The sequence below is a fragment of the Desulfofarcimen acetoxidans DSM 771 genome, assembly GCF_000024205.1.
Lineage (GTDB): Bacteria > Bacillota > Desulfotomaculia > Desulfotomaculales > Desulfofarciminaceae > Desulfofarcimen > Desulfofarcimen acetoxidans.
The window spans coordinates 2,257,761-2,273,862 of the sequence record NC_013216.1 but is presented as its reverse complement, the minus strand read 5'-3'; the positions used below and the strand labels follow the sequence as shown (position 1 = coordinate 2,273,862).

Below are 16,102 nucleotides of genomic sequence, written 5' to 3'. Positions count from 1 at the left end.
CTGCGCATCATCTAAACTGGCTCCATGCATTCCAAAGCTAATTTATATGCTTGGGTTTATATTTTGTCGTTCGTGCTTGTACTATCAAACCTGCTGACTTTTTTAATTCACGAATTTCTTTAGTATTTAATAAACGATATTGACCCGGTTTTACTCCTTTAATACTAAGTGTGCCTAATTTAATTCTTTTCAGTCTGAGTACCGGGTGACCAATTTTCTCACACATACGGCGCACAAGCCGGTTTTTCCCCTCATGCACGGTTATTTCCAATAGACTTCTGTCTTCTAATAATTCAACCAGCGCAACCTGGGTGGGAGCAGTCATACCATCTTCCAATTCCAAACCTTTCGACATCTGCTCCAATGATTTTGGCAAGGGTATGCCGGCTACAGTGACCAGGTAAGTTTTCTTAACTTCATGTCTGGGGTGTGTCAGCGCATTGGCCAGTTCTCCGTCATTGGTTACCAGGAGAAGTCCCTCACTGTCATAATCAAGCCGTCCCACGGGAAAAACACGTTCCTTTATATTTTTGAGTAAATCGACAATAGTCTTTCTTCCTTCCGGGTCGTGCAGGGTAGTCACATAGCCTCGTGGCTTATACATAAGAAGATATATCTTATCTTCCAAACGGTTAATTATTTTTCCTTGCACCATTATTCTATCCTTTTGCGGATCAACCTTAATCCCCTGTTCCTTAACCAGTCGCCCGTTAACTTTAACAACACCTTCCGCAATTAACTCCTCACACTTGCGACGGGAAGCAATGCCTGCCCGTGCCATAACTTTCTGAAGTCTTTCCTTTTGTACATTGCCTGTCCGAGACTTATTCATCAGTAAAACCCCTTAAATCTTTTTTGCCATTGTACCATATATAGCCCCCAAAATGAAAACTATCAAGACAAACAAAAAACCGTGTCAACTTTACAATAAGTTAACGCGATTTTTTAAGACAAATAATACTCATTAAGTTGTTTCCACTCAGGACGTTTTAAAACATGATTTTGCAGATAATTATTGAGGCTGCTAAAGTAGTAAAATCAGCAACCAAACCGGAAATTATCGCATAACGGTATTTTTTAATGCCTACTGAACCAAAATAAAGTGTTAATACAAAAAAGGTAGTATCACTACTGCCCTGCATAGTAGATACCAGACGACCAATGAAGCTGTCCGGTCCGTGATTTTTAATAATATCCGTAGCTATGCCCAGTGCAGCCCCGCCTGACAGAGGCCTCATCACGGCATGAGGCAATATTTCTGAAGGGATTCCCACCTTATCCAAAACCGGAGATAAAAAACCGGTTAATAACTCCATAGCGCCGGAAGCTCTGAAAATACTTATGGCTACCAACATGGCTACCAAAAAAGGAATAGTTTTTATGGCTGTATGAAAACCCTGCTCAGCCCCCTCAACGAATGTTTCAAAGACTTTGACACCACGTAAAAAGGCTATAAGAGGAATCAGCAGCAGCACTACCGGTATAGCCCAGCGGGAGAGCTCGGATATTATTGTATACAAGTTCTCACCTCTTTACTCAACTGCTTTATTTCAGCTAAGTTTCTGTTTTTTTTATCTCCCTTGCTGATTATAGATAAACCTCAAAACCCTATCCACGGCTATAGCCAGTGTCATACCACAGGCTGTAGCAAAAATTGTTGTTCCAACAATCTCGGTAGGATTGGCCGAGTTATATAATAAACGTATACCTATGATAGTAGTCGGGATAAGTGTGATACAGGATGTATTCAAGGCCAAAAAAGTGCACATTGCATCTGACGCAGAATCCGGCCGGCGTTGATTTAATTTTTGCAGTTCCTGCATGGCTATCAACCCCATAGGAGTAGCTGCATTGCCCAGTCCAAGAATGTTGGCACTTAAATTCATGACTATAGCACCCATAGCCGGGTGATCGGGCGGTATACTGGGAAATAAAAATCTGGTTAACGGGCGCACAAGATACGCCAGTGCCTGCACCAAACCGGCTGCTTCAGCCAGTTTCATTATACCCAGCCAAAAGGTAATAATAGCTATTAAATTGAGAGAGGTTTTTACACCGGTTTGTGCTCCTTCAAAGGCTGCTTTAGTAACCACTTCAATGTTGCCGTTGTACCCGGCCACCAGGATTCCTAATATAACCATAGCCAACCAAATAATATTAACCATAGTTGTCCCTCCATCAGTTTATTTTATGTAGATAGTTACTCAATTAGAACAGTTGAAAAGGAAAGTGAATTGTGAGAAATAAAAAAAGCAACCAATCGATAGGTCGAAGATTGCTTTTTACTGAAATTTTATTGTACAGGCGGCATGCTTTGAGGTTGTGCCGAAACAGTTTGTTGGTTTTGCTGTTTATTTCCTTTCAGACGCTCCAGCATAGTTTGAATTTGATTAATAATTTGCGGCGCCATATCAATAATCCTGTCATATAAAGCGTTTCCATCGACAGGCAAAAGTCTCACTTGACCTTGTCCTACGACCAAAAAACCAACCGGTTGAACTGACACACCTGCCCCGCTGCCACCCCCGAACCCAGGAATACTTTGTTCATTTTCACCGTTTCCTCCGGCTTCAAACTCCCCCCCACCTGCCGCAAAGCCACAGGCAACACGGGAGATTGGAATAATTACATTGCCGTCGGGTGTTTCAACAGGATCGCCGACAATAGTGTTCACATCTACCATTTCTTTAATGCTTTCCATGGCAGTTTTCATTAAACCTTCAATTGGGTGCTGTTGTTCTGCCACCAAATACCCCCCTTAAATAACAAACATTCTTATATAACAAATGCTGAAAATAAATCTTAAGAATTATTAAAGCAGTAATCATAATGTAACCAATTTTTACATCAAATATGCAATCCAGGTTTATTTGCAGGGTTTTTTCATTGAATCTTGGTATTATTTTGATCTCCGGCAGCCTGGTTGTTGGAGCAAAAATTCTATACAAGACGGAAAGCAGTGAACTTTTTACAGCCCATAAAATCCCTGCCGATATTCCCGTTAACGCGGCATCTGAAAAGCCAAATTCCGTCCTCCATTTTATGTCACGGGGGACAACTTTTTTTAGCAGATATTTACCTGCTTCCATATAGTCTTTTATTTCCGGATACCAGTTGAAAAATTTTTTATACAAGTAGCCTAAAGAGTATTTCTTATGAACATCATTGCCCGCCAAATTATCTCCCACTGTCTCCGCTTCCAGTTTCAATGCCGACTGGAATAAAAGCAAGTTTATCTTTGGTATGTCCAGTTTATATTTTAACAAGCCGTGAAAAAAAGATATTCTAATTGACAAGAAGTCGTTATTTTTCTCACGTAAAAATTTCAGTCTGATTTTAAGCGGTAGAAATAACAAGATCAAAATCAAGACCGAGATAATGATAAAACAAATAAATAAGATTGCAAGTATTTTCACCATATTCCCTTTCTTTGTTCTGTCACTTTAAAGTCACAGGTATTTTTACTACATTTTTTTCAGCGCCCGTTTCACGGTCAAATAAAAGTGCTTCCACACTACCCTTCTCCGGAGTTGTCAGTGCCGGGTAAGAAAGTGTTTCTTCAAAATTATTGCCGGTACGGTACTGGTCAGAGGATACGGGTTTTTCCACTATTACCTTTCCGGCATCATCACGCAACCTGACAATGAGTTGTTCTTTGTTCTGGGTGGTTACGTTTTTTAGCCTGCCGGTTATTCTAAAAGGGGCGGTAACCTCCGCGTCAGGCAACGGGTTACTGATTTCCAACGTCACCGGTCCTGAGACAGTATTCCGGTTTTCCTCACTGGTATGAGGTGATAAAGGTTCCTGTGCTCTTGGTTTAGTCTGTATATTCTTTATTTTTTCAAAATCAAAACCTACTCCGCTGATCGTATAATCAGCCGGAAGAGTAAATTTGGCTGCCAGAGGCTCATTGATAAAAGCAGTTTCTTGACCGTTGGCAGACTTATAATTTAATGTTACCTGATACCAAATGTAATTTTCTATGGGTATTTTGCGTAGAATTTCGGATATTTCCACCCGATTGGCTGATGTGTTTTTACTTTGGTTAACCAGAACGTAAGCAGTATTATTTACTTTAAGCCAAACCGCCATTTCCTTGCCGGACATATCTTTCGCTACATCCTGCACCGGAGTGGGAGTATTCCTTATGTCAATACTATCGAAAGCAACAGTAGATACCTCGGGCACCAGTGTTTTAGGTGAAGACGGTGGATCTGTGTCTAATGGCTTTTGAGTTGTTTTGCAACCGCTTAGAGTTATCGCAATAACCAAGCATAGAATATAAATCACCTTATTTTTGCTCAATGTAAAGTTATCCTCCCTTGATGATGTCTTATTTTTGCATCAAAATATACGTTTTTATTAAGTATATTTTAACCCTGCAAAGGAAAATAAATGCACATGGATATAAATTTTATGCAATAAAAAACCCGTAACACCATTACAGTGACACGGGTTTCTTTTATTTTTTTGTAAACAATTGTGATTAAATTTCGGTTCAGATTTTTTCTAGAGAAGACTACGATAATCCAATCCCACATTGTGTTTAGCTTTTTCTAAATACACAGCTGCCGCTTGCCTGGCTTTGTTTGCACCTTTTTGCATAGTTTTCAATACATATGCCTTATCCCTGACAATTTTTTCCCGTTCCTGCCTGTAGGGAGCAAAGTATTCCCAGATTACAGCCAGTATTTCTTTCTTTAAATCACCGTATTTAAGACCGGGAGTTATGAATCTTTCTTTCAGCTTCTCTTTGTCTTTATCATCTAAAAATAAGCTGTAAAGATCAAAAAGTATATTACCCTCAACAGGTTTGGGCTGATCAACCGGAGTGGAATCGGTCATAATCCCCATAATCTTCTTTTTAAGTGTTTTTTCATCTGCAAATATTTCAATATTGTTTCCGTAAGATTTTGACATTTTTTGACCATCTGTCCCCGGAACTACAGCAAAATCTTCCTCAATATCAGGTTCCGGTACAACAAAAGTTTCTCCATAGGCATTATTAAACCGAAGAGCAATGTCTTTAGCTACTTCTAAATGCTGTTTTTGATCCTTGCCAACCGGAACCTTTTCACCGCCAAAAAGCAGAATATCAGCAGCCATCAGCACGGGATAGGCAAATAATCCGTGATTGGCTGGTATACCTTTGGCAGTTTTATCTTTAAAGGCATGGCACCGCTCCAATAATCCCATACCTGTTACGTTTGATAAAATCCAGGTCAATTCGGTAACCTCGGGTACATCAGATTGCACCCAAAAGACGGATTTTTCAGGATCAAGGCCTAGGGCAAGAAAATCGCAGACAGCCTCAAAGGTCTGCCGGCGTAAAAGCTCACTGTCAAAAACAGTTGTCAGAGCATGGTAATTTACTAAAAAACAAAATAGTTCATGATTCTCCTGATAATCAATCATTCTTTTCATCATACCGAAATAGTTGCCCAAATGCAGAGAACCTGAGGGTTGAATTCCTGAAAGTACACGCATTATAATGTCTCCTTTTATTAAATAGTAGGCTAAAAAATAGCAGCCAGTTTACTGGAAATATTAACAATTAAAAAGTTTACAATCGGGGTTATTATAAAATTTAATATATTTCCTATGATATTAGTAAAAAATACTAATACCATTAATATTATCATACCGTAAGTTTCTAAATTATGCAGCCATTGCTGTTTATAGGGTATAATGCCGGCTAAAATTTTTGACCCGTCTAAAGGCGGGATGGGCAGTAGATTAAATATAGCCAGCACAACGTTGATTCTGATCATAATTTCTAAGATAGCGGTCATATAGGGATTCTGCCAGTGAATTACCCCCAACAGGACAGCCGCGATCACGGCAATTATCATGTTAGCGGCAGGCCCGGCCAGAGAAATCAACATCATCCCTTTACCTGCATCCACATGGAGATTATAGGGATTGACAGGTACCGGTTTAGCCCAACCAAATCCTGCTATAAAAAGCAGTAAAAGCCCTATAGGATCAACGTGGGCCAAAGGATTAACCGTTAGCCTGCCTGCATTTAGCGCCGTATTATCACCCAGCCTGTAAGCCATCCAGCCGTGAGCCAATTCGTGGAAAGTAAAGCCCAGTACTATGGCCGGAAGCATTAACGCTATTTCCAGCAAAGACGGAAAGTGCATATTAAACCCCCTTCTTAAAGTCTTTACATTCTCGCAAAAACTCTTTTACAAAAACAATTTCATCCTCAGTACTATTTATTTGCCCATCCAGGCGAGCACGCCGGAGAGCATCCAGAACTTGTTTATAAATAGGTCCGGGACGGTAACCCAATTTTTTTATTTCCTCTCCACCGATACAGGGTTTATTAGTCTGCATTGCTTCTAATAAATTTAGAAAGTGCTCCTGATAATCCCCCGGCAAGAGGCTTAATAGCAGCGCATAAGCCTCAACGGGTACCGATAGTAATATATCAGCAGCTTCACTGAGCTTTATTTTTTTATTTTGCAGCAATTTAACTATATCGGGCAACATCTCCACTATTTGCCTAGTCATGACGCTTTGTCTTTTGCTCAAGTTATAGCGTTGACAAAGGTTCTCAGCCATTGCTGGCTGTGATCTGTGCAATATGGACAACCAGTAAGGCAGCCAGGGTTCAGGCTCCGGCTGACCGTGCTCTTTAAGCAAAGCTATGGCTTCCGGCAAATTGGAAAGAACCGGCTGTATATCCCAGTATTCTATTCCCGGAAAAATATACTGCCATGCTTCAACTTCTGCCAGCCGCTGCAGTATCTTAACAGGATTGTTTTCCGCCATGATATGTTTTAATTCTTCCCATAGCCTCTCTACAGAGACTCTTTCCAGCATGCCGTCTTTAACAGCCCTTCTCAACAGCGAAAGGGTCTGCTGCTCAATTCTCATATGATAGCGCTGCTCAAATCGAAGCGCCCGCAATATTCTGGTAGGATCTTCTACAAAACTCAGATTATGCAGAACACGCACCAAACCTTTATACAGATCATCCCGACCGTCAAAGGGATCTATTAAGTCGCCGAATCTTTCCTCACCCAGAATTACCGCCATGGCATTTATAGTAAAATCTCTCCTATATAGATCCTGTTTTAAGGAAGATGATTCCACTTCGGGCAATGCTGCCGGATATTCATAAAACTCTACCCTGGCAGTGGCTACATCAATTTGCAGGCCGTTGGGAAAACAAATCTCTGCCGTACCAAACTTTTCGTGCACTCTCAAGAAAGCCCCGCTCTTTTCACTCAGCGCTCTGGCTAACAGGATGCCGTTGCCCTCTACAACCAGATCCACATCTAAAGACTCCACACCCAGTAAGGCATCTCTAACTATACCGCCCGCAGTATAAACATTATAACCCATCTCGGCTGCGGTTTTACCTGCTTCCTGCAACAGGTTCCAGGCAATTGGAGCAAGTTTTCTTTTCAAAGCCTCACGCAAATTTTGATAAACATACTTCGATTTATCTTTTTGAGAATATATTGTCCAGTGACTGGCCTGAAAACCTTCGTGCATAGTGCGAAGTATGTCTGTCCTTGATACAATTCCTACGGGCATGCCGTCCCTGGTAACAGGCAGTCTGCCGATATCATTTTCTATCATAATTTTTTGCACTTCCGACACGGACATTTCCGGGTCTACGGTTAAAACATTTCTGGTCATATAACCCTTTACCGGCGCGTGTCCCAAGCCGTGGTGAACAGCTTTTTCAACGTCACGCTTGGATATAACACCGACCATATTATCACCCTGCACAACAGGCATACCTGTGTGGCCGTAACGCAGCATTAAAGCATTTACTTCAGTTATGGTCATTTCAGGGGGCACAGTTTTTACCGGGGAAGACATGATGTTTGACACTTTCATGGGCGGGTGAACCTTACCGCGAATATATTTTAGCAAAGTGTTGATTACTTCTTCGATATTCTGGGTTTTTACAGTGGCTGAAGCCGCCGCCGCATGCCCACCGCCTCCGAAGCCTGAAAGAATTTCATTGGTATTTATACCGGGTATGGAACTTCGGGCTACGATATGAGTACGGTCTTCCATCATTACCACAGTAAATACAGCATCTAATTTTTCAATTTCTGCTAACTGGTGAGTGAGCAGAGCCAAGCCCTCCACAAAATCATCAACCGTACCTTTGGCTATGAGTATTTTTGCACCGCTGATTAAGTGATGCTCGGCAGAAACCAATAGAGTTTTAAGAAGAGATTTTTGCTCGTCCGTTAATGGTCTTCCCAAAAAATCAGCTATAACAGAGAGATTTGCTCCCTGTCCCAGCAAAAAAGCGACTGCCGCAGCATCTCTGGGAGTTGTTGTATTAAAAATCAGTGAACCGGTGTCGCTGTATATTCCCAACGCCAACACCGTAGCTTCTACAGAGCTTAAAGGTATATCTTTTCCTTTAATTTGTTCTACCAACAAAGTAGCCGTAGCTCCTATCGGCTCAACTATTTCTATTTTTCCCCTTACATCTCCGTCAGCCCAGGGGTGATGATCATAAATATGTACTTCCAACTCCGGGTTGGAAAGAATGTCAGCTATTTTGCCAATCCGCCGGGGATTTTTTGTATCCACTATGATTAGCTTTTTAGTTTTCTTTAAATCGATCTGTTTTACAGTTCGAATGTTTATAGTATCTTTATGTAAAGACATAAATTCTTCCACTGTCTTTGATAGTTTCCCAGGGAAAACCATTTTGGCATAAGGATATAATTTTTGTGCTGCAACCATAGAGGCCAACGCATCCATGTCGGTGTTAATATGACTGGTTATAATCTCCATAACCTGACTCCTTCATTTATAACATTAGTTTATTATAACATATAGATAATGTTAATACCAAGAAAAAGAGGACCTGCAACCCTGGTGTCGGAAGAGACTTATTCGGTTATTAGTCCCATTAAAAAGGAGGATGTCTCAAGACTTTTTAAAGACCTTTGAGTCATCCTCTTTATATTCCTAATATTCTTATTCAGCCTTAGCTATGTTAACAGCCTCTTTTTTTTGCAGGTGTTTGGGAATCAAATCATTACGGATTAAATCTTCAAATGTTTCCCTCTGGACAATAACCTCAGCAGCACCTTCATTTACGAGAATCATAGCCGGTCTGGTAATCCGGTTATAGTTCATGGACATAGCATAATTATAGGCACCGGTACTGGTGACAACAAGGACATCACCCGGTTCCGCCGGGGGTAGCTTAGTATCCTTAATCAGCATATCTCCTGATTCACAGCATTTGCCGGCAATTGATACAAGCTCAGTTTCTTTCTCATTCATTTTATTAGCCAGGGCCGCCTCATATCGGGACTGATACAAAGCCGGGCGGGGGTTATCATTCATACCTCCGTCCACAGCAACATATTTGCGAATACCGGGAATATCTTTTACTGATCCGACAGTATATAAAGTTATCCCCGCCGGCCCGCTGATAGAACGACCAGGCTCAACCATAATCTTAGGCACAGGCAAACAATATTCATCAGCTTGCTTGCGCACTTCATTGATGATTATATCTGCCAGTTCTTTTACCGGTTTGGGTTCATCACCTTCAAAGTAATAAATCCCCAGGCCACCGCCCAAATCCAATTCAGCAGCGGTAAAAGCGGTTTCTGTACGCACGTTATTAATAAATGACATCATTATATTTGCTGCATGGGCAAAGGACTCCAGTTCAAAAATCTGCGAACCTATATGACAGTGAAAACCATGCAACCGGACATTAGCTAAATTCAAAGCTTTTTTAGTACCCTCCATGGCTTGACCTGTTTCTATAGCCAGGCCAAACTTGGAATCAATTTGTCCGGTCTTAATGTATTCATGGGTATGAGCCTCAACTCCCGGTGTGATGCGCAACAGAATATCTGCTGTAATATTAGCTTTGCCGGCCATATTATTCAACAATTCCAATTCATAAAGATTATCTACAATATAACGGCCTACTCCGGCTTCTAATGCCAGTTTCAGTTCATCCGTTGTTTTATTATTACCGTGAAAATACATTCTGGAAGCAGGAAAACCCGCTTTTAAAGCAGTATATAGTTCACCTCCGGAAACTATGTCCAAACATAAGCCCTCTTCTTCAATCATGCGGCAAACAGCGGTGTTGAGCAAAGTTTTGCTGGCATAAATTACGTCGGAGTTAAATCTATCACTAAAGGCACGGTAATACTCCCGGCAATTACTGCGAAAATACTTCTCATCCAGAACATAAAGCGGAGTACTGTATTCACGAACCAGATCTACCGTATCACAATTGCCGATAGTTAAATGGCCGCTTTCATTTATACGCATGGTACCATGTAACTTCATAAAAATAATAGCCTCCTCCTGTTAAAAAAGTCAGCCGGTTTTTTATCATTTAATACCTTACATACTATTAGACCTTTTACAAAAAGTCCACTTTATTTTACAATAATGAGAAACTAGTTCGTTTCTGGCTAACATGAATTTGTATTCATAAATATTATTTTTTAGAGTAATCAGAGAAAAGCGGTCTTTCCATAAAAAGACCGCAAATTTCAGTTCACGGAAATTAATATATATTAAATCTGCGGCAATCTGGCTAAAGATTGCTTTAATTCCTCTTCAGGCAACGGATAATCAATAAGCTTTCCGGCCATAAAACTGTCATACGAGGGTAAATCAAGGAAACCATGACCACTTAAATTAAATATTATGGTTTTAGCTTCCCCTGCTTCTTTTGCAGCTAAAGCTTCTTCAATAGCACATTGAATAGCATGAGAAGATTCGGGAGCCGGTACTATACCCATACACTTGGCAAACAAAACAGCTGCGTTAAATACAGAAGTCTGGTTAAAGGACTTGGCCTCAATAATACCGTCATGCAGTAATTGACTTACCAACGGCGAATCACCGTGGTATCTTAAACCGCCTGAATGAATGCCGGGCGGCATAAAGTCGGTACCCAAAGTATACATCCATAGCAGCGGGGTTAAACCTGCCACATCACCATAATCATAGCCGAAATGTCCCCTTGTAAGAGTCGGACAAGCGCTGGGCTCTGCTGCAATCAGGCGAACATTGGTACCCTTGGTCAGCTTGTCATAGACAAAAGGAAATGCCATGCCGCCGAAATTACTCCCGCCGCCGCAGCAGGCAATAACTATGTCAGGATAAACGTCATCTTTAGCCAGCTGTTCTTTAGCCTCCAAACCTATAACTGTTTGGTGCAAAAGCACATGATTAAGCACACTGCCCAGAGCATAATTCGTATCATCTCTTTTGGCCGCGTCTTCCACAGCCTCGCTGATAGCAATACCGAGACTGCCCGGCGATTCCGGGTTATCTGCTAATATTTTTCTGCCTGCCTCAGTTAATTCACTGGGACTGGCTACTACATTGGAACCAAAAATCTGCATCATAGAACGCCTGTAGGGTTTTTGGTGGTAGCTTACCTTTACCATATATACCAAACATTTCATGCCAAAAAAGTTGCAGGCCTGGGAAAGTGCAACTCCCCATTGTCCTGCACCGGTTTCAGTAGCCAGACGCATAATGCCCTCTTTCATATTAAAGTATGCCTGAGGAACAGCGGTGTTTAGTTTATGGCTTCCGGCCGGGCTGACACCCTCGTACTTAAAATATATTTTTGCCGGTGTATCAAGGGCTTTTTCCAGTTGCTTTGCCCTCATAACAGGTGAAGGTCTCCACAGGTGATATATTTCCTGAACCTCTTCAGGAATATCTATCCACCGTTCCCGGGTTACCTCCTGTTTAATCAGTTCCATGGGAAAGATTGCAGATAAATCTTCCGGACCAACCGGTTGTTTGGTAACCGGGTTCAAAGGTGGTTTTGGTAAATTGGGCATGTCCGCCTGTATATTATACCAGCGGGTAGGCATTTCTTTTTCCGATAACAGTATCTTAGTGGCACTCATCTCAACTTTACTCCTCTCTGGCGCTTAATATCAACACTAATTTTATAGTATAGTAAAAAGTTGCGCAATATAATTTTTATACCTCTTTGGGCAAGAAAAATTTATTTTCGATTAATTCCACTTTTTTTTGCCTGGAAAGTTTCTTTATATAAATCTCCATCTTTAAAGCCTGTGATTTGTTTGAGCATGTTAAAATATATACAGGTTTAACCGGCAATCTGCTGCGTACATACTTACTGCCGCTGCCCTGCCTGTGCTGGTTAAATCTTCTTTCCGGGTTATCAGTTATACCCGTATAGAGAGAACCATCCCGGCATTGTAAAATGTAAACATAATAGATCAATACAGCGCACCTCTAAAACGAAACAGAAACTTCATCCCTGTCCAAGCTTAATCTGACTCCGCGTATTTTGGCTTGCAAGGCCGGGTCATCCTTTAATGCTGATTCTATCTGTCTTAATAAATCAATCTCTCTTCTCAGCATGGAAAAGATATCTCCTTCCTGCATTTCCGTCATTTCCAGCAAGCTTCCAAAGCTTTTACCTTCATGCCATAAATACGCGAGAGGACCAGGTATAGGCGACCAACTGCAAAAGTGCAACGGTACGTTGCTTTTTTGCAGTTCTCTATGCAATTCTTCAACTTTCGACAGGTCTACCACATTGGGAATCATCTTATCTCTTCTGTTGGCCTCATAATCTATACCAACTATAATAGCAGCAATCTCTGCCGGTGTGGCATCCGACATAATTCCTGAGAAGATCAGTTCAGTAACCAGTATCTCTTGGATATGTATCTTTGAAGCAAAAATCCCCCTTGGCAGCAGAATGCGTCCTTCAATATAGCCCAACTGCTCCAGCAAACTGCAAACACTGGAGAACTTATCAAAGTAATTTTCATGCTGCCCGGCCAGCTTTTCACGCTGCCGGTTTAAGCGCTTTCTTTCTGAAACAAGTTTACCCAGGTTTCTCTTTGCTGAAAAACATAATGAATGGGCGCAATCTCTGGCCGGTAAGTCCAGGATTTCTTTGATCTCATCTATTTTTGACTGGTAATCCGGGTTATTTTTGCGTCTCCGGTAATGCTTATACAGTTCCTTCTTTAGTTTTTTGCGATAAAGCGCACAGGTACGAGTATCTCTTTCTTCGCAAAAATGCTGTTCCAAATTTTCTATCTCAGCAGTAATGGCTTCAATATCAATATTAACAGCTCTTTCTTCCTTTTTACCCTGGTAAACCGCAAAATTATTGGTTAAAAAATGCTCAATTTCCGCATCTGTTTTCCACTGCAAAAGGTTTAACGCAGTATTTGGCGATATGGTTAAATGACTGTTAACTGATTCCACTTCATCTTCATCAAAGAAAGTTGTTTGCTCCGGGTACTGCTCATCAATACGAACAAAAACATAACCCTTTTCATCAAATCCACGGCGGCCCGCCCTGCCTGCCATTTGAAAAAATTCACGGTTTAAAAGCCCCCGGAAGGTTTTGCCGTCCCACTTCCGGCAGGAATCAAAGATGGTACTGCAAGCCGGAAAGTTAACCCCGGCAGCAAAGGTCTCAGTACAGCACAAGGCATAAATAAGCCTTCGCTCATAAAGCGTCTCTACTAGATTTTTCAAGACCGGCGACAGCCCGGCATGATGATAGCCGATACCACGGCTAAGCAGTCTTTTTAAAAGTCTTCTGTTTTTACGTTCAAAAGCAGTTGGGTTTTGTTTTTCGAAATCAGCAACTATTTGCTGTACTGTTTTCTTTTCAGCGGGTTTTAAAAAATCCCAATCATGGCTTAACTCTTCGGCAATAAGTTCTGTTTTTCCCCGGCTAAAAACGAAAAAAAGTGCCGGCAAACGGTCCTTGACTGTTTCGGTAATGCTGTTATAAACAGAATTATCTTCATACCTCATCTATGCAGACCACGCCTCCAGTCATATTTTTTCTGGTAATCAGGTCTGTCCTCTTGAGCAAACCTTTGCTCTTTAAGATTTTCCTTTGCCACTATGTAATCTTCAATCGCTTTTTCCGCCTCTTCCATATCTACAGCCTTACCCTCAGCAGTAAGCCACCTCATTTCCAGCGGCACTATCCTTATCTTTTCTTCTACCACAATTACCTGTGTCTTACGGACACTGGCAATCCAGCCGGCCAGTTCAGCTATATTAGGAACAGTAGCTGACAACCCCAGTATTTTTACCTGCTGAGGAGCAAAAATAATGCTTTCTTCCCAGGCAGTGCCTCTGGCCAGATCATCTAAATAATGGATTTCATCAAATACTACATATCCTACACCTGCAAGTTCCTCAGGCTCTCCAAAGCATTTATTGCGAAATATTTCAGTCGTCATAACCAAAAGCAAGGCTGAACCGTTAATTGAAACATCTCCGGTTACTAAACCAACTCTGTCGGGCCCAAACATTTCTTTAAAATCCCGGTATTTTTGATTGGACAAAGCCTTAAGAGGCGAGGTATAGATCATCCTCAAATTGTTCTCTAAAAGTTGTTCCGCCAGCTTTTCAGCAATTAATGTTTTACCAGTGCCGGTAGGCGCCGATACCAGCACCAGGTTTCCAGCCAGCACCGCATTAATAGCGACTCTCTGAAATTTATCAAGTTTAAAAGGACTGTCATGATTTGAGATAGCGGTATCCAAACCGAAAATCTCATCAATTTGCTCCTCGGCAACTGTCAAATCATTGCCTATATAAGGCTGCGGCACAACCTGCTCGGGCAGCATTTTATAAACAATCATCGGAGCAGGAACAGACTTTGCTTTCAGCTTGTTGGCTGTACTAAAATTCTTCCCTGCTGCTTTCTTTACGGCTGCTTGCTTTCTGTCCGGTAAAATTTCTATATCCCCAAAATTACCGTCAGTAAGCTGTTTTCTCAGCTTCTTTAAATTTAAAAAGGTTTTCTTATCCGTCCAGTCCGCCAAATCAGCAATTTTAAGCAATTTTTTTCTCTGTGTTCTCTTGTGGGCTACCCAAGTAGTAATACGGTTATTGACCTCTGATCTGGTCATAATTAAATCTTTATGAAACAGTATGGATTGTAATGCACCGATTATAAGGTCAGGTGTGCTGTTGATTCTGGCGCATAGCTGGATAATGTCTATAGGCCCGTAGAGCAACAAAGTATCAAGCATCTTTTCTTTCACATCATTAGTTTTCTTGGCAACCATTAATCCACCTTCATCATATGTTTTAATTATTTTATGTAGCAAATGAGCCAGACATACAAAACCGGCTTTATTTTTCAGGAATATACCAGGCGCCGTCTCTTTTTACTAACTCTTTGGTTGCATCCTCTTCTATATCGTAATATCCCCAACCCTGGGAAAGCAGTTTATCATGCTGTCAATCCTTTCCCTTAACTACAAACGGCAGACCTGAGCGCCTGATAACTCTGACTTTGCCGTTCTTTACATCAAACAAAACACCCATCCTTTCAGACATGCTCTTCACCCTTAGCTCAATATTTATTAATCCTGCAGAAAGCCTACTCGTCTCTGCGGTTTATCTCCAACATCCAGCCTACCGAAAATATATTCCTCAGATGATTTTAAAGTATTCCAATAAACTGATACAAATATATAACCTTTCTTCAGCATATTGTTGGCTTCCTCAAGTGAAGAGGCTTTTACCAATTCCTTAATTTCCACCTGCTTGCCAGCCACTGTTATGCTGTTGCCTGAATTAGAATCGTTCTTGCAACTCATACCTACACCTCCGATTATTAAAAAAGCAATTATTATCATGTACTATCTTACCATGTACCGGCCAGGCAAATATAGTACTGTTGCTAATTAATTTTATAACAAGAAAGTCGCTTTAAGTGACTTTCGAGCAGCCACAGGCACTTGTACTCGTTGAAAATTATGCAGTATCAACTTAACTTATCCATAAATCCATCATAAGCATAATTTCCTGGAGTATAGAAAAGATTCCTTCAAATCAAAGGAATCTTAAAAAGTAACTTTAATTAAATAAAATATAAAACAAATCAAGATAAACAGTCCAATATTCCTGAATATCTTACTCTGTTTTTCCTTTAATTTTTTTTCTCTTTCACGCTTTTGATGAAGCTCCCTTTTGGCCGGGTCCTGGTATTCAACATCCTTTAATTTCTTATCTTGTCTAGGCTTAAATTCTAACACTTTTCCTCGTTCCTGCTTCATAGTGTTTTTCAACTCCAGAAGGTATTTCT

General features: G+C 41.0%; 16 protein-coding genes. All 16 read right to left on the bottom strand.

Annotation, left to right across the window (positions count from 1 at the left end; translation table 11 throughout):
- Positions 1 to 37: 37 nt before the first annotated feature.
- On the bottom strand, positions 38 to 832 hold the full coding sequence (locus tag DTOX_RS10320) for a pseudouridine synthase (protein WP_015757628.1): 795 nt from the start codon (positions 830 to 832) through the stop codon (positions 38 to 40).
- A 157-nt stretch (positions 833 to 989) separates the two neighbouring features.
- Complete coding sequence (locus DTOX_RS10315; RefSeq protein WP_015757627.1) at positions 990 to 1,520, bottom strand: spore maturation protein; 531 nt, start codon at positions 1,518 to 1,520, stop codon at positions 990 to 992.
- Between the two features lie 51 nt (positions 1,521 to 1,571).
- Complete coding sequence (locus DTOX_RS10310) at positions 1,572 to 2,165, bottom strand: nucleoside recognition domain-containing protein (RefSeq protein ID WP_015757626.1); 594 nt, start codon at positions 2,163 to 2,165, stop codon at positions 1,572 to 1,574.
- Between the two features lie 128 nt (positions 2,166 to 2,293).
- Complete coding sequence (ytfJ, locus tag DTOX_RS10305) at positions 2,294 to 2,746, bottom strand: GerW family sporulation protein (RefSeq protein WP_015757625.1); 453 nt, start codon at positions 2,744 to 2,746, stop codon at positions 2,294 to 2,296.
- Positions 2,721 to 3,416 carry a DUF2953 domain-containing protein gene (locus DTOX_RS10300; RefSeq protein WP_015757624.1) on the bottom strand — a complete coding sequence of 232 codons (696 nt, stop codon included), beginning with the start codon at positions 3,414 to 3,416 and terminating at the stop codon, positions 2,721 to 2,723. Before DTOX_RS10300 ends, ytfJ begins: the two co-directional genes overlap by 26 nt.
- A 22-nt stretch (positions 3,417 to 3,438) precedes the next feature.
- Positions 3,439 to 4,305, bottom strand: a complete 867-nt coding sequence (locus DTOX_RS10295; RefSeq protein WP_015757623.1) for a Gmad2 immunoglobulin-like domain-containing protein — start codon at positions 4,303 to 4,305, stop codon at positions 3,439 to 3,441.
- A gap of 204 nt (positions 4,306 to 4,509) precedes the next feature.
- Positions 4,510 to 5,487 (bottom strand): tryptophan--tRNA ligase, encoded by a 978-nt coding sequence (trpS, locus tag DTOX_RS10290; protein ID WP_015757622.1) that lies wholly within the window; start codon positions 5,485 to 5,487, stop codon positions 4,510 to 4,512.
- Between the two features lie 29 nt (positions 5,488 to 5,516).
- On the bottom strand, positions 5,517 to 6,146 hold the full coding sequence (locus tag DTOX_RS10285; protein WP_015757621.1) for a site-2 protease family protein: 630 nt from the start codon (positions 6,144 to 6,146) through the stop codon (positions 5,517 to 5,519).
- A 1-nt stretch (position 6,147) separates the two neighbouring features.
- Complete coding sequence (locus DTOX_RS10280; protein WP_015757620.1) at positions 6,148 to 8,781, bottom strand: CBS domain-containing protein; 2,634 nt, start codon at positions 8,779 to 8,781, stop codon at positions 6,148 to 6,150.
- Positions 8,782 to 8,967: 186 nt separating this feature from the next.
- Complete coding sequence (lysA, locus tag DTOX_RS10275) at positions 8,968 to 10,311, bottom strand: diaminopimelate decarboxylase (protein ID WP_015757619.1); 1,344 nt, start codon at positions 10,309 to 10,311, stop codon at positions 8,968 to 8,970.
- Positions 10,312 to 10,544: 233 nt separating this feature from the next.
- Positions 10,545 to 11,900 (bottom strand): TrpB-like pyridoxal phosphate-dependent enzyme, encoded by a 1,356-nt coding sequence (locus tag DTOX_RS10270; RefSeq protein ID WP_015757618.1) that lies wholly within the window; start codon positions 11,898 to 11,900, stop codon positions 10,545 to 10,547.
- A gap of 76 nt (positions 11,901 to 11,976) precedes the next feature.
- The gene (locus DTOX_RS10265) at positions 11,977 to 12,243 is read right to left on the bottom strand and encodes a GIY-YIG nuclease family protein (RefSeq protein ID WP_015757617.1); all 267 of its coding nucleotides are present in this window, start codon (positions 12,241 to 12,243) and stop codon (positions 11,977 to 11,979) included.
- A 12-nt stretch (positions 12,244 to 12,255) separates the two neighbouring features.
- A complete protein-coding gene (locus tag DTOX_RS10260) occupies positions 12,256 to 13,806 on the bottom strand; it encodes a helicase-related protein (RefSeq protein WP_015757616.1) in 1,551 nt (516 codons plus the stop codon).
- On the bottom strand, positions 13,803 to 15,077 hold the full coding sequence (locus DTOX_RS21505; RefSeq protein ID WP_015757615.1) for a DEAD/DEAH box helicase: 1,275 nt from the start codon (positions 15,075 to 15,077) through the stop codon (positions 13,803 to 13,805). The genes DTOX_RS10260 and DTOX_RS21505 overlap by 4 nt, the downstream gene beginning before the upstream one ends.
- A gap of 300 nt (positions 15,078 to 15,377) precedes the next feature.
- Complete coding sequence (locus tag DTOX_RS10250; RefSeq protein ID WP_015757613.1) at positions 15,378 to 15,614, bottom strand: hypothetical protein; 237 nt, start codon at positions 15,612 to 15,614, stop codon at positions 15,378 to 15,380.
- 246 nt (positions 15,615 to 15,860) lie between these two features.
- Positions 15,861 to 16,073 carry a hypothetical protein gene (locus DTOX_RS10245; protein WP_015757612.1) on the bottom strand — a complete coding sequence of 71 codons (213 nt, stop codon included), beginning with the start codon at positions 16,071 to 16,073 and terminating at the stop codon, positions 15,861 to 15,863.
- Between the last annotated feature and the right edge of the window lie 29 nt (positions 16,074 to 16,102).